This is a genomic window from Simiduia aestuariiviva (assembly GCF_014192475.1).
Lineage (GTDB): Bacteria > Pseudomonadota > Gammaproteobacteria > Pseudomonadales > Cellvibrionaceae > Simiduia > Simiduia aestuariiviva.
The window spans coordinates 436924-456449 of sequence record NZ_JACHXZ010000003.1; the positions used below are offsets into that span (position 1 = coordinate 436924).

The following is a 19526-nucleotide window of genomic DNA, read 5'->3' on the forward strand; positions in this document are numbered from 1 at the left end:
CGCTTCCAACCAAGGCATCCAGAAATCAGTCTAGTCAAAAAACAAAAACCCGGCAGACGCCGGGTTGAGATAAATTCTGATTCTAACGCCTACCACGAGGCCCGCTAGAGCGTTGGCTGCGATTGCCAGTGGGGCGTGGCCCGCGGCTACGGCGTGCCGGCGGCAGCAAATCTGGTGTCGGCGCCAACAGCTCCTCAGGGGGTTGCTCACACTTTAGTTGGGCACCCAACAATTCACCAATGGGCATCAATCTAAGTGCATCATCCTCACAGGCAAAGCTAATAGATGTGCCCTTACTGCCCGCGCGCCCAGTGCGCCCAATGCGGTGCACGTAATCTTCAGGCTCTTCAGGCAAGGTGAAATTGACCACATGGCTGATGCCGCTGATGTGAATGCCTCGGCCGGCCACGTCGGTCGCGACGAGCACCTTAATCGCCCCAGACTTGAAATCATCCAAGGTGCGTACACGCTTATTTTGGGCCACTTCACCAGATAATAAGCCTGCCTTAAACCCGTGCGCCTCCAATTGCTCGTGCAAACGCCGACACTGATCGCGGCGATTGGCAAACACGATTAGACTCTCAACGTCTTCGTGTTTGAGCAGGTTATATAGCAAGGTGTATTTTTCTTCAGTGCTGACCAGATAGACATGCTGATCTACTGAGTCGGTCGCCACGGACTCGGGCTCAATCTCAATTCTTACCGGGTCGATGGTCCACTGGCTCGCTAGATTGAGTACATCTTCAGTGAACGTGGCGGAAAAGAGCATGGTTTGGCGCAGAGATTTTTGCGGCGTCTGGCGAATGATGCGTCGCACCTGAGGAATAAAGCCCATATCCAGCATGCGATCAGCTTCGTCCAACACCAATATTTCCACGTGATCGAGATACACATCGCGGTTGCCGGTAAAGTCAATCAACCGACCGGGTGTCGCCACCAGGATATCCACAAATTCAGAGTGCAGGCGCTGCTGCTGCTTACCGTAATCCATGCCGCCCACCAATGTATGGACAGTCAGATCGGTATACTTGGTTAACAATTTGGCGTCATCCGCAATCTGGATAACCAGCTCGCGAGTGGGGGCAATAATTAGCGCGCGGGCCTCACCGGCAAAGCGCTCCCCCTCAATGGGGTTGTTGAGCAACTCATCGATAATACCAATGAGAAACGCGGCGGTTTTTCCCGTGCCCGTCTGCGCCTTGCCAACGAGATCATCTCCGTTGAGTGCGTAAGGTAGAGACTGAGCCTGAATGGGTGATGCATATTCAAACCCAAGGTCAGCAATGGCATGCATTAAGGGTACGGGAATATCAAAATCGTGAAACCGCGTTTTACCCGCCATTTTGGGGACTTTAAACTGAGAAACATCCCAGGCTTCTGCCGCCTGCCGCTCTGCAACTTTTGGCCCCCGAGAGCCGCGCTCGCCGCGCTTGCGGCCACTGGCTCTGGGATTCCGGCCTCGACCAGACTTGCTCTCTGCAGATTCTGAACGACTGCGCTCGGCAGTGATCTTGTTTTTTTCAGTGGCTCTTTTACCGCTTGAGGTACTTTTATTTGCCCGCTTTACATCGCCACCGGCTTGTTGTGGCGCAGACTTAGACCCTGCCCCCCCAACCAAATTTTTAATTAATTTAACGATCAATGTTTAATACTCACCTGTTTTAGGCGCGGGAGTATAACACGGCTCAGCTTGCTGAGTGTATTTTAACCAGCGCCGGCTAGAACAAGTGCCCCATGCACACTTGGTTGCGCCCCGTTCGCTTGGCGTCATACAGCGCTTGATCAGCAGCTTTAAAAATCGTGCGCAATGCATTCTTGTGCGCCAACTGCCGCACATCGGGTTGGCTCGCGTCAGCAATGACAGCGCCGACACTGACGGTCACGATCCCCAGTTCCGACGCCTGATGCTCCATCCCCTGACCAGCAATGACCTTGCAAATGCGCTCGCATAAGCTTTCCAAAACGCTCTGTGACGCGCCGAGCAATACCATACAGAATTCCTCTCCTCCGTAACGGGCCGTCAGCGCCTCGTGCGCGGGCTGCTGGTCTCGCAATAACTTGGCGACCTCTTTTAATATCCGATCTCCAGCGGCATGGCCGTAATAATCGTTAAACTTTTTAAAGTGATCAATATCGATAAGCACCAAGCTATAGGTAGACGCCTTAGCCAAACACTTTAACCAAGAGTCATCCATGAATTGATCCAAATAGCGACGATTTGCCAACCCTGTTAGCGCGTCAGAAATTGAGGCAAGGCGCAACTCCTCTTGCTTGCGCCTAGATTGCTTTTCGCGCTCACACACCTCTTCAAGCAACAAGTTGAATTGACCCGCCATGCGATTTAGCTCTTCGTAGCTATCAACCTCTAAGCGCAGATCATAGCGAGCGCTGGTGGTTATGCGCTCCATTTGCTGCTCCAACCCATTTAATGGCAACACCAACCAACGGCGCACCACCCACGCCAACCCCAAAAGCAACACGGTGGCTGCAAACAAGCCTGCAACAATCGCGTCGGAGAATAGCTCTGTCTCAAAACCAAGGCTATCTAACGTAATCCAGAGCATCATTAGCGGCTCATCATTGACGTCGCGCAACAACCAGTAAATGCGGTTGTCTTTGTCCCTCGGGCGAATATCCTCCGTAAGTAAATACCGCCACATGGGCGCCAACGATGCAGTGCCATCCGGTAAAAACTGCCCCGCAAGATCAAGGTCGGTCTGCTCTGCAACACTGTTGATATAGCGACGATCCAACCACGTCCACATGATCAATGTGCCGGCATTAAGTTGCGTGCCATCACCATAACTCGTGGGAAAGATTGGGTAGGCCACAAAAACAACCGGGCTTTTTGGCGTGCGCACGTAGCCAACACGCTTTGCTATCTCCCCCTGCTGAGGCAGATGGGGCGCCACGTGCATAAGCTTGCGCATCATCTCCTCACCCATTGGTGGCTGCTCCAGCATGGGCTTGGTATCGCCCTGACCAAATTCCAATCCAAATTGCCAGACGACGTCGCCAGCCGCATCAAGAAATATCACGCCGTCTATTTCATTGTCCTGCAAAGTACGGCTATCAAAGTTGCTGGCCAAAAATTGCTCGTGGGGCGACTGGACGAATTCATAGGCATCGTCCCAGAGGGCATTGTCTGCGACCCGATTTTCATACACCGCAAGTCGCTGAGAGAGCGCATTGTTCACGCGCAACACATCTTTGCGATCCGACTGATTAACAATCGTGAATAATGTCGGCAAATCGATAAAGTACCGAACGGCCAATTGCGCCGAAAACAGGAATAGGAAGGCGACCACCCCCAATAATATCGCGCGAGTTCGCAACAGGTAACCGGCCTGCCGCCGTAGACTAAATACAGAGTTATAAGGTGCCGACAAGCCGCTGTTCCCCTCAGTGATCGACCTAAAGTGTAGCCGCAATTTGCAATAGCGACCGCGAGGGTCCTGCACTATGCTTAATGCAGGGCTCAACAATAGGACAAGCGGGTGGATCAAAGGCTGCTGGACAAAGTTCATCAACTGCCCCCTATGCCGCAGGTAGTCCAATCTCTTATTGCCTCCTTCGGCGAGGCAGACGTAAATACCGATGACATCACTCGAAAACTCGCCAGCGATCAGGTGTTGACTGCCAAAGTGCTGCGCATGGCTAATTCTGTGCACTATGGTGCGCAGCGCAAGATCGCCTCCGTCAACGACGCCGTTGTTCTTTTGGGGTTTGATGCCTTGCGCACCTTGGTACTGGCCTCAGGCCTCACTAGCACACTGACGGCGCCAGAGGGATTTGATATTAAGCAGTTTTGGCGCAACAGCTTTGACATGGCAGCCGTCTGCAAGTGGCTTGCCTCGTTCACCGCACTGAATCGAGAAACCGCGTTTACGTGCGGCATGATGCACAATATCGGTGGATTAATTATTCACATTATTGCGCCCGAAGAGGCCGAGGACCTAGACACTATCGGAACGGCAGATCCCTGGCTATTTACTGAACTGGGGTCCGCATTGGCCGAGCGCTGGCACTTCCCTGGCAGTATTTGCCACGCCATTCGCCACCAACTCGCACCCGGCCAGGCTGCAATACAAGAACCCCTGGCCTACCTGTTATTTTTAGCCAACTATATAGAAGCCACCTACTGCAGTAGCCCTGAGGCCGTCGCGCAAAACATGCCCGAACTGGCGCTAGCGAAATTGCACATTTCACAGGATGCACTCATGGCAAAACTGGTAGAGCTTGAGTCCGCCAAGGGCCGATTTGACGCGCTTCTGAGTTAGCCGGCCACGGCAAAGGGCGCCAGGTAGACCCCATGCCCGTATCGCCAGTCACAATACTCACCCCCTTGCCTTCTGGTCCTGCAGCGAGCCCCGTCACAGAGTAGCCATCGATCCTATAAACCGGTCGCCACTGGGGCTCAGACGCTTTCCACCCCAAGATCTCAGAACCTGCATCATCCACAAGCGCCAACCAAAACGCATCTTCAGAGGCATATAGAGCTGCCTGACGCCCAGCGTTAAGCGCTGCGAGCCAATCTTTCGGGACACCCACACTACCCTCGTCAATATCCAGCTGGTAACTTGGAACCGCCCAATGGGCGCTGCGCAATTCACCGGTATCCGCATGCAGGCCCCAGACTGCCATCGAGTGATCACTCGCCACGCCACAGGCCATGGACAACCAAGGCTCTGCGACCTCGGTGGCACCCAGAACGGCAAACTTCGGTGTCTTGCCCCAATTCCGCAGCTGCACATGGACCAAGCGCCGCTCGCGCCCATTGGCCACCAGCGCGAGCACCTCCCCGTGGTAGCGCGGCACACCGCAAGCCGCCAAAACCCCTCCTGACAGGGCCCCCTCCCAATCATTGAAAGATAGCGAACGATAGTGAACCGCATCAGAGTGGGCGCGCAGAAGCCCGAGCACTGGCACGCCGTCGCTTTTATGAACTGCCAGATAGGTCGACTCGTCGAGGCTTGCGATAGCCGCCAAAGGTCCGCGGGGCGCCGGCGGCGCTTCATTAAAACTGGCCCAAATCAGAACGACAATAAGACCCCAAGCTAAGGTATGAAAAGCGGCATGAATCACATTGAGTGACCTGTATTGATTGCGAAGGCCGACATGTTACCGGCATCGTCGGTTGGGTCCAAATTCCTAGGTTGCGCTCGGCAACTGCTGTCCTATAAACTGCCGCCGTGATGTAATGCACTGCCCGCCCAAACGTGCTCCTTCAGGGGAAACTGCACACATAACCACCATATTCCAACTAAAGACAACTTCGGTACATGGCATTATCTAAGAAATCAATGCTAGAAAAGCTCTTTGACAGTCATGCGACAGGTCTGGTGCGCTACCTGACCCGCAAGATGAAGAGCGCCGAAGATGCCGAAGACATCGCCCAGAATGCCTTTATACGCATTCAAAAGCTGGCTGAGGCCGGCGAACTCGAAAACCCCAAAGCCTACCTTTACCAAACGGCGTCTAACCTTGCCATCGATCAAATTCGCCGTGAAAAACTCCACAGCAACTATCTTCAAGGCGAAGTGACCCGTCAACTTGCCGATTATGAAGTACCTGGCGCCATGCCCGACTATTGCACTCCCGAGCGCCTGCTCGCGGCCAAGCAGCAGCTCAATGAAATGGAGCGCGCCATCGGCAAGCTACCGTTGAAGTGCCGGCAGGCGTTTTTACTGCACCGGCTCAAGGGGCTCTCCTATGCAGAAATTGCGCAAGACATGGGTATATCCGTATCCAGTGTCGAAAAGTACATCCTTCAGGCACTAAAAGCGTGCAGAAAGGCCCTTGAAAGGGTTGGCGCAAGCGAAATTTAGCGCTAATCGACTTTTTTCACCTTTCCCATTGCGTTTTATTTTCAACGGTTCGTCTAAAAGACATAACCAGCACAACAATTGTGCTTTTTAGCTGTTGTCTGTGCTAGTATCGCGCGCCGCGAACGGAGCACGAAAAAACAGAAAGCGGCAAACTGTCGCAACAAGTCATCAAAAAGGCGCACCTTTTCGATGAATTACATCTTTTAGATGCCCAGTTGAACTTCACTTCGGTGAAATATTGGCCAACAATTGGGGAACCCGACTAGGGTTAAACAGGTCTAGATGTCAATACGAACACCGTTAAGCTAACAATCAATTGTATTTTGGAAACAACGTGAAACCATCAGAGCAACACAAATTATCCGAGGAAGCGACCCGCTGGATCGCACGCCTGCGCTCTGATGGAGCCGACGGTCTAGACAAAGCCAGTTTTTCACGCTGGTTAAACCGCAGCCCAGAACACGAACAAGCCTTTGACGCAGCCCTTACAGACTGGCAGACAGTTGCGGCGCTGCAATATAGCGCAATTGCTCAGGCCAGCCTTCGCAGACCAGACACCCAAACCACTACTTCCTGGTTGTGGCATTGGCAAGGTGCAGCCATCGCATCATTTGCGCTAGTGGCGGTATTAACCGCAGGTTACTTCCAGCAGATGAGCGACTCAGCCGCAACCGCTAGCCAACACTTCGCCACCGCCCGCGGTGAGCAACGCCTGATAAAGCTAGAAGACGGTTCCGAAATCAAGCTCAACACAGACTCGTCCATTCACGTCGAGTACTCTGAGGCCAAGCGCTTCCTAGTTCTCGATAAAGGTGAGGCCTTCTTTAAAGTAGCTTCGAATCGCGCCCGGCCATTTGTCGTCAACGTCGGCGACGGCACCGTGACCGCGGTAGGTACGGCTTTTGGCATCAATCGCACAGCCGGCAATATCGAAGTCACCGTGCTAGAGGGTATCGTGAGCGTCAAAGAAAAAGAGACGCAACCGCAAATCAAACCCGAATCCCGTCTGGTAAAAGCGGATGAACGCCTAACCTTGGATAAACAAGGATTATCCGAAGTTCGCTCAGCTAACGCGACGCAATACCTCGCCTGGAAAGACAGCCTGCTCGTACTCGAAAATCAGCCGCTGCCCACCGCACTGGCCGAACTCAATCGCTATCTCGATACACCCGTAGACGCCACCCACCCGTCACTTGCACGCTTAAAAGTGTCAGGTACATTCAGCCTTCAGACTCCCGAGTCAACCTTGGCGGCACTGGTTACAACCTTCAACCTCTCTCAAGACGACAGCGGTGACCGCCCCCGCTTGTACGCTCGCGACGAATAAGATATAACCATTCTTTCGACCCTCACTATTTGAAGATAACTTCAGGTGAGGCTTCGCCTTTTTATAAGCTTCAGTTATATAAACACTGAACTTTAGACATGTGACCGCACACTAAGAACTGCGGCGCCGTCAATGCGAGAGAGATGCAGAGAGCCCATACAACCCTCAAGCTGTTGGCATGGATTGCCGCAGGCATTAGCCTGCCCCTCCAGACCGCGCATGCTGCACTGGACGGCAAAGTCCTGCCCGCCGCACAAGCGCTGGACACCAGCCCGTTGCTCGCGGACCACCTCATCGAACTTGGCCGCAAAAGCGACGTCAGCATCGTGTTTCCCAGCAGGCTCCTTACCGGTAAATTGGCGCCCAAACTGCTACCTCAAACTCAGGCGATCGGCACCATAGAGGCGCTGACACTGCTGCTGGAAGGATCGGGGCTCACCTATAAGATTATTAACGATCAGGTGATCGCTATCACTGCCCTGCCCAAAGATGCAGTGACACCGCAAGCACAACCGTTAAATTACTATCTCGAAGAAATTGCCGTGGTTGGCCAGCAATTTACCGGCAGCCGCATAAAAAACAGCAACGTCCTCGGCGCATCGCCCGTGGATGTGATCTCACAGCCAGAGCTAGCAGCCAGCGGAGCCCAGTCACTGGGGGAGTTCCTTAAATTTATCCCCACTGTGGCAGGCAACTCGACATCAACCGCCGTGAGCAATGGCGGGGACGGCACGGCTACAGTGACATTGCGAGGCCTGCCCGCAAATAACACATTGGTACTGCTCAATGGCCAGCGCACTGCCTATGCGGGGCTGGCTGGCGACGCCATCGACTTGAATTCCATCCCCCCCGCTGCCGTAGAGCGCATTGAGATACTGAAAGATGGCGCTTCCGCACTCTATGGCTCCGATGCCATTGCCGGTGTTGTTAACATCATCATGCGGCAGAGCTTTAAAGGCTTTCAGGTTGAGCAATTCTACGGGGAGACATCCCGAGCCGACCTTGAAACAAGCACAACAAATCTCATTTGGGGCCAAACCTCGGATGCCGGATCACTGATGATTGCCGGTTCCTACTTTCAGCAACGAGGCATTGAGAGCAGGAATAGAGCCATCTCCACCTCAGCAGATAACCGAGGACTGGGTGGCACCGACCTGCGCTCTAGTGCAACCCCCGAAGGCCGCTACACATTGGCAAACGGCGTCAATACCCTGATAGCCGATACGGACGGTACCGATTCGTCCCACTATAGAGCCGCAACCGAAGAAGATCTTTTTAATTATTCTGATTACACCTCTGCGATTTCGCCGTCCAGCCGCGCCAGCCTATTTGGCTCAGGCCGATTAGAGCTCGGACACACCATTAGTGCGTTCATGGACGCCTCATTCACCTCCACCGAGGCCACCATTACCTTGGCGCCCACGCCACTGTTTACCGCATTTGAACGCGACCCCATTACAGTCACTGAAAATCAACACTACAACCCATTCGGCGAACCGCTAACCGATATTCGCAAGCGTTTTATTGAGCTCGGCGCCCGTGAGCAAATCAACGAAGCACAAAGCTACCGAGTTAACTGGGGCCTAGAGGGCGACAACAGCATTTTGCGGTGGCAACTCAATCAGTTTTGGAGCAGAACTGATGCCCGCGTTGAATACACGCGCCTGCTAAACGGTGATCGCGTACAGTCGGCACTGTCAGCAGAATGCCCAACGACACCAGAGTGCGTGCCACTGAACCTTTTCGGCCCTACCGGCTCAATAACCCCCGACATGATTAACTATGTCGCCACTGATAGCCGCACCAGTGGCCACAGCCAACTTGCTGGCATCAGTTTTACCATGGACGCGCCGGTGGCGGAATTAGACGCCGGTGAACTGCTCGCTGCAGCTGGCTTCGAAGTGCGCCGAGAAGATACACGGCGCACTCCCTCCAGCGACGAAAGCTTTTTAATCGGAGGCGGAGATTCCAGTAATACGGAGGGCGCGCGAAGCATCGCCGAGATGTTTGCGGAAGCGCAGATCCCGCTGGTCAAGAGCCATCCCTTTGCGCACTCGCTCGATCTGGAGCTGGCGGGTCGCCTGTCTCACTACAGCGACTTCGGCTCGGCTAGCACGCCCAAAGTTGGACTGCGCTATCAACCGGTATCGGGCCTGCTACTAAGAAGCACCTTCTCCAAAGGATTCCGGGCGCCCAGCCTCAACGAGCTGCACAAAGGTGGCAATACCACCCAAGCCTTCCTGAACGATCCCTGTGCAGACCCCATTAATGCAGACTTACTGCCAGGGTGCCCACAGCAAAGCGACCCTACGCGCACCCAATATTTAACGGAGTTTGGCGGCTCGCAAACGCTTGAACCGGAGCGCAGCACCAATAAAACCTTAGGCGTTGTCTTAACCCCCAGCAGCCTGCCGGGCCTATTCGCCAACGTCGACTTTTTTTGGATTGAACAAACCAACGTTGTGGATGCATCGGCCCAGTACATCCTGAATCAGAATGCGCAAAATGGGGTATTCAGCGACCGAGTGCTGCGCAATGAAGATGGCGACATCGAGCGCATCAACGCTAGCTTCCTCAATATCGGCCGACGGAAACTGAGCGGTATTGACCTCACACTTAGGTATCAGCACCTTTTGGAAGATGGCGTCGCCACCTTTTCTGTGAATGCCGCACACCTGCGCCACTTTGAAGACCAATTGACACCCAATGCCCCCGCCGAAGATATTGCCGGCACTTTTTCTGACGAGGCCTCCGAAGGCAATGGCTCCCTGCCAAAGTGGAAGGCCAACACTGGCCTGAATTGGAAGCTAGAGAACTTAGACCTGCATTACACCATTAATTTCATTAGCAGCCTCAAAGAGGAAATCCCAAAAACGCAGCAAAGTCGGCACATAAAAAGCTGGATCACCCATGACCTACAACTGAGTTACATCCTGCCCTTCCAAAAGGGCTTAAAACTCACCCTTGGCGCCGACAATCTGCTCGATATCCCCGCCCCGTTTGCCGCCTCTGCCTTCAACGACAGCATGGACAGCAGAACCCACGACCTCAAAGGCAGGTATTGGTATGGGCGAGTGAGATTGCTGCTATAAACTGAATTCTCAACTATGACCGCCAACAAAATTACTCCAGCAATTGAATACTCTTGGCAACAATATGTTAAGGGCGATAGATCTGGCGCTCTGACGACTGTATTCAAAGAGTACCAAAGAGCACCCCAAAACGCGCTTGCTCTATTATTCTTAAGTACGTATTGCAATGACCACCAACTCGAAGAGGCCGCATGCGCAGCTTCAATCGCTGATGAATTAAATGGCGCATCGCTTTTTCTTTGGAGCAGCAATGGTGTACCCGACCCCATACGCCATGCATCCAAAATAAGCGTTGAAAAACTAAACCAATTTTTAGCCTCAAAACATGTTGATCACACGAAAAATTCGACGGTAAGAATTCAAAAAAGTTGTTGGGCAAAAAATCAGAAACCCAAACCTGGCTACCTCAAAGAAAACCAGTCGCCCCACCTGTTTTTCATACCCGACCTCCCCTCAAACGGATGGCATGACACAAGCGGCTTAGAGTGGCACAAATATTTTTGTGAAAAAATTGACTCCATTCGAAAAGAAATCATCTCCACCTGGCACAATAACCAGATGCTCGGAAGACCATATCTGAAGCAGCCTCCCAACAAAGAATTTGTAGAAATCAGCAGTAACAAAAACTGGGAATCCTTCGATCTTTATTTAGAAGGGAAGCGTTGCGATTTTTTTAAAAATCTAGAAGAGACAGAAAAAGCTCTAGAACAAGCACCTTTATTTTGCATTGACGAAAACCCTGAGGAAGTATTTTTGTCAATTCTAAAGTCAGGTCAAAAAATCCCTCCTCACTACGGTCTTGGCAACCATGCGCTAACTATCCACTGCCCCATAATAATCCCTGATTCCGGGTGCTCGATAACAGTAAACAAGGAAAAAAAACATTGGAATCAACGGGATCTTCTTGCCTTTGACGACAGCTTTATTCATCACGCCGAAAATGAAAGCCAAGATGACAGGGTAGTTCTAATATTCAGCGTTTGGCATCCAGATCTAAAAAATACAGAGATAGCAGATCTACAATCTATATTTAAAAAAAGAAAATTGTGGCTAAAAAAACGAAACGACAAGCTTGCATCGTTAGGATAGTGGCAGACCCAGCCTCTTTCTGCACTGATACGCACCCTGTGCTTTGCCATACAAACTTACAAACTTGGTCCAATCTACATCCTTTCGCCCCAAGGGCTTGTTTACCTGCTGGGAACTGAAAGTAAAAGTCGGCTTATACACAGGTGTATTATTTTGGCGCTCTAAAAGCTCAATATTTAAAAAACTCATTGCACTTTTCAACCACGCTTCTTCGTCCTCGATCACCTGCTCCAAATCCACAACCAAAAATCGGCCTGGAAAAATAGTATTGAGAGCACTCATATATTCGTCAACCGCTCCAACAAACTCGCCTAGCGATGACAAACTGACAGCGTAGCTATGCCCCAAAGGAAAAGGCTTATCAAAAATCGAAAGCATAATATCAATCGGATTACGCCTCATATAAATCACCCTAGCCTCAGGGAAAAACAACTGCAACAGACCTACATACTGAAAATTATGCGGCATTTTATCAATAATTTTCAGGTCGCCTTCAAAAAATTCCGCATACTCAGCGCGAAAATCTTCGACATCATCTGCAGAGGGTGGAAAAGATGCCCATCCTCGCTGTAGATCATGAAAATATTTTTGCATCGTATATTCAAGCGCTTCGGACTCACCAACGTTTCTATAGCCTACATACTTTTCCAGCAATGATGCCATAATGGTTGTTCCAGATCTGGGAGTACCCACTACAAATATTGGCCCAGACCCATCCACCTCTAATACCGAGGTACCCGCCAACACCTGTCCTGATAATGAAAAAAGCTTGGCCAACGAATCTTTCAATGCAGGCCAGCTGTATCTCCCGCCATTTTTGGCGTTTGACTGCTCTTGGGCATTATTAGCCTGGTAGATCATATCTTCATACTGACCAACGTAACCCAAAGTCCTCGCGAGCTTCGCCAAACCGTAGTAATACATCGAAATTTCGTACAAATCCGAGCAATCCGAAACCTTATGAAAAACTCTTTCTTTCAATGAGTCAAAGTCCGAGCCTGAAACGCTCTCAATGCATTTATAAAACAATTCTCCACTAGTTGGGATTTCCGACAACTCCTCCACTACACCCTTCACATCTCTCTGGTACCGAATGTAGAGCGACTTCGCACTGGGCCGCTCGAGATTTAACCTGTTGAAGTAGTACTCAGCGCTCGCCACGTTTCTGGCAAGCAAGGAAAGGTCCAAAGCCTTCTCTATTAACGTGTCACTTTCGGAATTTTTTGCAATACTTGAAAACAGCGATAGCGCCTTACTGTAGGAATTCAGCGCTAAATAAGATTCGAGCAATACAAGAGACTTGGATAATTCAGGACACCGCTGAAAATTCTTATCTGCGATAGAAATTACTGTATAGTACAATCCGCGCTGCATGCAGTAACCTGCAACAACGTTAAAATCTAAAACAGAAAAATTTTCTATTTCACATGTTATTTCGGGCAGGTAGACAAGCCCAATGGAGCTCTCTAAATGCTGACAAAGAGGCACCAGCTCTTGGGAACTAAGCCTTAGAGAAACCTGACCCGTAAAGCCCTTGAAGAACCAGCGCAATTTACCTGCACCCGCAAAGCCTCCGAGCAACTCAATGAACCTCAAGCCTTTGTTATTCGAGCTCTCCAGGTATCGCAGCCCACAACTCAGTGCCAATTCCTTTAAACCGAGACGTAGTGCACTTGGTATGACCAAGGAAATCAGAATATCGGGCCCAGCAGTAACGTTAAATAGGGTTAATACATTTGCATACTCCCCTTGACGGAAGTATGCTCTTGCTTTGTCCAACTTCGATTCCGCAGACAAACCAACAAATCGCTTATTCATATGCTCAAACTCAACAAAAAAATAACCCCCTTAAGCTTAGCGGAACGCTATAAAAACAACGGCTACATTCAAATAGAAAATATCCTAGCCTCCCCCGACGCACAACAGCTGCACGAAAAATTTGCCAGGCAAAAAGAATGGAACATGGCATTCAGAAAACTTGGTGCACACCAAGACCTAAGCTATCAATCATACCTGCAATGGCCGGAAGCACACAAAAAGACTCTAAAAAGCTATCTTGATGATAGCGCAAAAAGAGAATTTCAGTACTGCTATCAAAACATACCTATTTTCGACCTTTGCCACAACAAACAATGCCACGTTGCATTGTTTAATTCGATCTATCAATTCGTCAATTCGTCAGATTTTTTGAATTTTGCTAGAGAGTTAACCAACGAAAACAAAATAGATTTTGCAGACTGCCAAATGACCTTTTATCAAAGCGGAAACTTTCTTAACTTGCACGATGACAACGTTAAAAATAAGGGTAGAATAGCGGCCTACGTCATAAATCTCACCAAAAACTGGAAGCCTGACGACGGCGGGGACTTATCAATTGAAAAAACCCTGTCTGGCAAGAAGATTATCTCCTCTCTCCCTCCGACCTTCAACAGCTTGAATATTTTCAGTGTGCCACAAGATCATCAGGTTAATAGAATTAAAGACCACTCGAATTTAAAGCGCTACGCTATAACTGGCTGGCTAAGACAGAGCTAGACTTTTTGTCCGCGTACAGAAAGCGCAACCTTCTCCATACAATCTCTGAGAAAAACATATTCAACCCTTACACTGGTGGTAAGCTCTGAGGAAAAGTATGATAACGCTTCGTCTTCACTCATAGCTGAATGCCTCATACTTTCCGTTCGCTGAAAATCGTTTTGAACTCTCTGTTTAAAAGCTCTAAAAAAATCAATGGATGAATGACCTTCACGGGTCATCGATATCAATTTCTCAATACCAGAAATTACCTGACCAGAAACAGACTTGGTTTTCTTATCAGCAGACGCAATAAAATCTTGAATAGTATGCACCACCTCCCCCGCTGACCCCCGACCCATAAAGAAGCTTTCAGCAGTATCTAGTACGCCCCCGCTTCGCAATAACACTTCAAGCTCCTTCACTTTTTCAGAAGCCATTGTATCGATCGCTCCACCCTTTAGATGTACCAAAAAGTTAAATCTACCACCGGGTTTCATTAAGCAAGAAAAATGCTCAAAGGCTTTTTCTCGATGTAAATATTCTATGCCAAACTGGCTAACACAGATATCATAGCTACCTAGGCGCTCCAATTGATCCTTCGACAAATCAAATCCACTAAAAAACTCTTCCCAAGCAGCATTACCATCAATAGATTCGGGGGTTACTTTGGCGTAATCCACCCCATACATTGATAAACGGGAGTTCGCCAAGAGCATCTGTGTACCTACTGCACCTCTGCCAGCACAAAGATCCAACACGCTTTCGGCATTCAACGTTTGTGAGAATTTCTGCCAATATTCATTTAGCTCTATAGCAGCACGCCCTTCGACACCAAAAGCCTGTGTGCCGCCCAGCTCCCAGAATGAATCCCAAGCAATCCTACTCATGAGAACCGTCTCTAGGTAAAGCGTCAAAGGGGCACGTTATACGAACATCTTCACCACCATACGGGACGGTCCCATGCCAGATAAATGAAGGAAACAACACTACATCACCGGATTTTGGCTGAACCATCTTTTCAACTACATCCTCTTTCAAGCCCAGTGACGACTCGCCGAATTTAATTGCACCTTCGTGCCTTTCAATTTGCTCCGGTGTTAATACAGGCATCCCGATATAAACACTTGAACTTAGCCACCCTTCTGGATGGACGTGATTCACATGAAACCCATTGGGCTTGAGCCGCACTGACCAAGACCCGCTATAAAAGCAACTTCCGGTATTCCTTTTCAAAAATGGATGGCTATCGTCTGAAGGCAGGGATGCACAATATTCCATCAATATTTCATCGAGCCTTGTGCGCAATAACTGCACTGATTCATAGCTACTATTGAGCACACCACCAGAAACCTGAGTCCCCCCTTTTAGGGTTTGCCCAAGAGGGCGCCTTTCCAGACCATGCATTGCATTAATATCATTGCGTAGCTTCAAAAGAACCTCCTCTTCATCCGCAGACACAAATTTAAATTTCTTTATGAAATTACTGTAATTATTCAGCCACTGATATCGCTCATCACCATTTAGCCTCCAAACCAATCCCTGTAAAGCCCAACTCAGCTGGTTTAGGGGCGACTCCTTCAGACAGCGAGCAACCAGATTACTCGCTTCTTTAATACGGTACTCTTTTAAATATAGCTGGATAAGCTCTTGAGCTAACTGAAGGTGAAACTCAATGGATAATGCCTTCTCCAAGCGATAAATCGCGTCCAGACGATTACTATTCTCAACCACTCTCGATTCAGCACCATATATCAAAGGCGAAGTGTGGTTTTTTGGTACAGAGTTCATGGCATCCGAAATTAGATTTTGATCACCGGACAATCGGGCAATATCAATGTAGCTAGCCAGTAAATCTGATGTCGCATGGCGGTTAGCCACCGCCCACTTGAAACTTTGGCAAAACTCAGTGAGATCACCTAGCTGCCACAAAAGCTCATTGAGACTCTGGTGAGCGGGAACATAGCTTGGCTTGAGCTCAATCAGCTGCACAAGAATGGATTTCGCTGACGCTAGATCTCCCAGCTCGAGGTTTACTGCTGCAAGAGTTTGGTACACCTCAGGACCTATTTTTTTCTGCAAGACTAATCCTGCTAACAAATCCCTCGCTTCATCTAGCCGTCCAAGCTTACGAGATGATATTGCCAATCCATAAATGGCTCTAGTGTAGCCAGGATGCCCTGCTAATATAGATCGGTAGTGCGCCACGGAATCCTGATAGTTACCATTTACACGATGGGCATCAGCCAATAAACACTGAAAAACATGATTACCTGGTGACGAGTTAACAAGCATCTTGGCATACTTAAGTGCGAGGCTCGCACGACCCAAAGCTACACAGCACAATGCAGCTCCTTTCATGGCCTCGATAAAACTAGGCACCAAATCTAGCGCTGCGATATATCGCTCCAGTGCGAGCTGATGCTTTCCTTGACTATAAAAGCAGTTTGCTAAATTCTTTAATACCTCAGGCTGCTTAGAATTTAATGCAAGTGACGCTAAATAGCGGCTTTCAGCACCTTCAAAATTCCGAAGCTCGGATTCACATACCGCCCAAAGGTGAAGGTAATCGGCATTGTTGGAAAAACTCTGCTCAAACGGAGTCAATACACCTAGGGCATGCTGAGGACCAAGACTATGTAGTTTGGCTACTGCTTGCTGAAGCAGCGCTGTTAATTCTTTAGGCATTTCTCTTCACAAAAAAAAGGCGGGCACTAGGCCCGCCATTTTATACAACAAGTCTCAATTACTGAAACTTGTAGCTAGCACTTACGAAGTAACGAGGACCTAACACATCATAAGTTGATGGGAAAGTATTCGCCTGCTCCTGCTGATCACCAGTGTATGTTGGCTCGGTGTCAAGAATGTTCTTGATACCAAAGTTAACATTGAAGTTATCAGAGATTGCGTAGCCAGCACTCAGATCCAAATACACTTTGGCATCCTGCTTTGGTACAACCAGAGTTGATGGATCTACACCTTCGTTAGCGATAGTGTCGTCGTCTGTTTCACCGATGTAACGAACCAAACTAGACAGAGTCAGAGGACCAGATGCCCAAGTAACACGTGTATTCCACTGCCATTCGGCCAAGGGTGAACCACAAGTATTACCGAAAGTACCAGCGCACTCATTCACTTCGTTCGGCAGATCCTGTACGGGCGTCACATCGAACTTCTGCAAGTATGTGCTCAAGAATTGAACAGTCAGGTATGAACCACCGTCAATACCGAAATCCAGATCTTGACTGTAATTAACGTTGAAATCCACACCTGCAGTTTCGATCTTACCAATGTTCGCATTCAACAAGCTGATGTTATCAACGTTGTTATCTGCACGACGAGTAATAGCGCTACAATATGGAGAATTTACATCCTTTTCCATTGTGTAGCAGATATTCAACACATTGTTTGCGTTGCCACCGAATACTGAAATAGCATCGTCAATTTCAATGCTGTAGTAGTCGATAGCGATGTCCAAGTTATCCATTGGCTGGATAACAGCACCGAAAGTGAAGGTGTTGGAAGTTTCTTCTTCCAGCTCAGCGTTACCGCCGAAAGTACTTTCAATTTGGGTGTTAGCTTGAGCAAAAACGCCAACTTGGCCTGGAGCCACACCAGTAGCGATACAAGTTGCATCATCAACTGCTGCAGAGTAACCACCAGCTGAACACGGATCAACTGCGCCCGGGAAGCCATTAGAAGAACCTAAGAACAGTTCAGATACGTTTGGTGCACGAACAGCACGCTGGTAACCAGTGCGCAGTTTAACCATCTCAACTGGCGCCCAGCTCAAGGTAGTTGCGTAAGAGCTTACACCGCCAATATTCGAGTAGTCTGAATAACGGTATGCGCCCCAAAGGCTCAAGCTGTCAGCGAAAGGTGCACCCTCTACTAAAGGAATGTCGATCTCACCGAATAACTCACGCGAGCTGTAAGAACCTACTGTCGCTTCACCGGCATTAAAACCAAGCACGTCACCAGCAGAGAGGAATGAATCAGGACGATAGGTGGATTCATCAGCACGGCTTTCAACACCTACCACTAAACCAACTGGGTTAGATGCAGCGGGCAAAGTAACAAGCGTACCATTAGCACTAGCCTGGAAAACCTCCTGCGTGATGCTGGTCACATTAGCCGCGCCAACGTTCACGAAGTCAACAGCCTCAGAAGAGATATTGCCTGCACCAAAGATATTCATTGGCACACAACCGCCAGAAGTATCCTGACACGCGGTACCCGCATCATTGGTGGCAACAGCTTGCTTAAAGCGAGAAGCCGCAACATCGTTATTCAGCAAGTTAGACTGATCAAGGTTTGCACGGCTATAGTAAACATCGTATGACCAAGCGTCACTGATATCACCACGCAGACCTACCAAGAGGCGAAATGCATCACGAGTATCAACAGCTTGACGAGGGCCATTCTCTACCATACGACGACCAATAAAGGCCTCGTAGTTCCCATTAGCATTCAAGGTTTCGCCTGCAAGTGCATCGCGAGTTGCCTGATCCAAAAATGCGCTGTTTGGATTAATTTCTACAGTAGTAAATGCCGGAGTTGGAGCCAATTGCTGCGGTACTTTGTTGTGAGCAAACGCAAACTCTGAATAAACTTCGTGACCTTCAGCGATTTCATAGTGCGCAAAGCTGTTTACAAGATAGCGCTCTTGAGGCAGCTGCAGGTAGTTATCCGGGGCGTAGTTGAAGCGCGAATCCGGCTCCACCCAAGGCTGTGCAGAACCGTCCGAACCAAAGGTACCCAGACCAAACTCGTCACCACTATTGGGGATGCCATCAGGGTCGATGGTAGGGCCGCCAAACACACGTGTTCCAGGGACACCTGAAGAGCCACCTGGCACCAGCTCACCACCACTTTCGGTTAATGCGAATTTGGAAAACTCACGATCACCTTGGAATACCGCATCACGGCCTGAGTATGAGGCATATACAGTAGCGTTACCTTTGCCATCTGCAAAGTTGCCGCCCATGGTAATGTCGAAATTGTACTTCTGGCCATCGGCTTCTGAAGTCTGATCCCAAAGACCGGTGACTTCAACACCTTCGAAATCATCGATCATTGTGAAGTTAACAACACCAGCCAATGCATCAGAGCCATATACCGCTGAGGCACCGCCAGTCACAACATCCACATTCTTAATAAGAGTACCGGGAATGGTGTTCAAATCAACCACACCAGCCTGAGTAGCTGGAATGTAACGACGGCCATTTACCAGCACCAAAGTGCGGGAAGTTCCCAGACCACGCAGGTCAACACGGGCAGTACCATCACCTGGGTTGTTCGAGCTTGGGCCAAAAGAAGGCAGCGTAGAAGGAAGCTCAGCAAGCTTTTGTTCGACGTTTAAGTTACCGGAGATTTTGAACTCTTCGGCGCCGATGGATGTCAGAGGACTAACTGATTCCAAGTCTGCACGCTTAATACGTGAACCAGTTACCACTACTTCCTCGATTGAATCTAGACCTTGCTGCGCCATAGAAACGGCTGGCAGCATCATAGCTAGCGATGTAACGCCTAGCGCGCCTTTAATGGCGGCTGATAATGCGCTCTTCTTCATCAATTTATCCTCATTGTTTGGATCTTTTTATACTGATGTTGGTACGTGAATTCGCGTACTCACCTAAAGACGAGCTCTAATACAGCCCCCTCAATTATTTTTAG

Annotated in this window: 13 protein-coding genes; 6 read left to right on the forward strand and 7 right to left on the reverse strand. The window is 49.5% G+C overall.

The features are described 5' to 3' along the window. Window positions 1–82: 82 nt before the first annotated feature. Together rhlB and FHS30_RS11710 are read right to left on the reverse strand one after the other, a co-directional pair. Window positions 83–1342, reverse strand: coding sequence for an ATP-dependent RNA helicase RhlB (gene rhlB, locus FHS30_RS11705; protein WP_281368267.1), 1260 nt, complete (start codon window positions 1340–1342; stop codon window positions 83–85). A gap of 376 nt (window positions 1343–1718) precedes the next feature. Next, window positions 1719–3389, reverse strand: a complete 1671-nt coding sequence (locus FHS30_RS11710; protein WP_183910660.1) for a sensor domain-containing diguanylate cyclase — start codon at window positions 3387–3389, stop codon at window positions 1719–1721. A 108-nt stretch (window positions 3390–3497) separates the two neighbouring features. Between FHS30_RS11710 and FHS30_RS11715 the strand changes: the two genes are divergently transcribed. Continuing rightward, window positions 3498–4280: an HDOD domain-containing protein gene (locus tag FHS30_RS11715; RefSeq protein ID WP_183910661.1), complete on the forward strand. Its 783-nt coding sequence runs from the start codon at window positions 3498–3500 to the stop codon at window positions 4278–4280. On the opposite strand, the gene FHS30_RS11720 is transcribed toward FHS30_RS11715, so the two are convergent. Further along, a complete protein-coding gene (locus tag FHS30_RS11720) occupies window positions 4219–5085 on the reverse strand; it encodes a hypothetical protein (RefSeq protein ID WP_183910662.1) in 867 nt (288 codons plus the stop codon). The two genes, FHS30_RS11715 and FHS30_RS11720, sit on opposite strands and share 62 nt — an antisense overlap. A 197-nt stretch (window positions 5086–5282) precedes the next feature. Here FHS30_RS11720 and FHS30_RS11725 point away from each other — a divergent pair, with 197 nt between their 5' ends. The 4 genes from FHS30_RS11725 to FHS30_RS11740 all read left to right on the forward strand — a co-directional run bounded on the left by FHS30_RS11725 (window position 5283) and on the right by FHS30_RS11740 (window position 11336). Then, entirely contained in the window at window positions 5283–5828 is a 546-nt protein-coding gene (locus FHS30_RS11725) for an RNA polymerase sigma factor (protein WP_183910663.1), read from the forward strand. Between the two features lie 334 nt (window positions 5829–6162). Continuing rightward, window positions 6163–7155, forward strand: a complete 993-nt coding sequence (locus tag FHS30_RS11730; protein WP_183910664.1) for a FecR domain-containing protein — start codon at window positions 6163–6165, stop codon at window positions 7153–7155. Between the two features lie 143 nt (window positions 7156–7298). After that, window positions 7299–10247, forward strand: a complete 2949-nt coding sequence (locus FHS30_RS11735) for a TonB-dependent receptor (RefSeq protein WP_183910665.1) — start codon at window positions 7299–7301, stop codon at window positions 10245–10247. A gap of 15 nt (window positions 10248–10262) precedes the next feature. After that, on the forward strand, window positions 10263–11336 hold the full coding sequence (locus tag FHS30_RS11740; protein WP_183910666.1) for an aspartyl/asparaginyl beta-hydroxylase domain-containing protein: 1074 nt from the start codon (window positions 10263–10265) through the stop codon (window positions 11334–11336). Here the strand turns inward: FHS30_RS11740 and FHS30_RS11745 are convergent. Continuing rightward, entirely contained in the window at window positions 11328–13154 is a 1827-nt protein-coding gene (locus tag FHS30_RS11745; protein ID WP_183910667.1) for a sulfotransferase family protein, read from the reverse strand. The two genes, FHS30_RS11740 and FHS30_RS11745, sit on opposite strands and share 9 nt — an antisense overlap. Here FHS30_RS11745 and FHS30_RS11750 point away from each other — a divergent pair, their 5' ends adjacent. Beyond that, entirely contained in the window at window positions 13155–13871 is a 717-nt protein-coding gene (locus tag FHS30_RS11750; protein WP_183910668.1) for a 2OG-Fe(II) oxygenase, read from the forward strand. Here the strand turns inward: FHS30_RS11750 and FHS30_RS11755 are convergent. Genes FHS30_RS11755 through FHS30_RS11765 form a run of 3 tightly spaced genes read right to left on the reverse strand, consistent with a single transcriptional unit; the run spans window position 13868 to window position 19422 of the window. Further along, window positions 13868–14740 carry a class I SAM-dependent methyltransferase gene (locus FHS30_RS11755; RefSeq protein ID WP_183910669.1) on the reverse strand — a complete coding sequence of 291 codons (873 nt, stop codon included), beginning with the start codon at window positions 14738–14740 and terminating at the stop codon, window positions 13868–13870. The two genes, FHS30_RS11750 and FHS30_RS11755, sit on opposite strands and share 4 nt — an antisense overlap. Continuing rightward, complete coding sequence (locus FHS30_RS11760; protein ID WP_183910670.1) at window positions 14733–16538, reverse strand: 2OG-Fe(II) oxygenase family protein; 1806 nt, start codon at window positions 16536–16538, stop codon at window positions 14733–14735. Before FHS30_RS11760 ends, FHS30_RS11755 begins: the two co-directional genes overlap by 8 nt. A gap of 58 nt (window positions 16539–16596) precedes the next feature. Continuing rightward, window positions 16597–19422, reverse strand: a complete 2826-nt coding sequence (locus FHS30_RS11765) for a TonB-dependent receptor plug domain-containing protein (RefSeq protein ID WP_183910671.1) — start codon at window positions 19420–19422, stop codon at window positions 16597–16599. Window positions 19423–19526 lie beyond the last annotated feature (104 nt).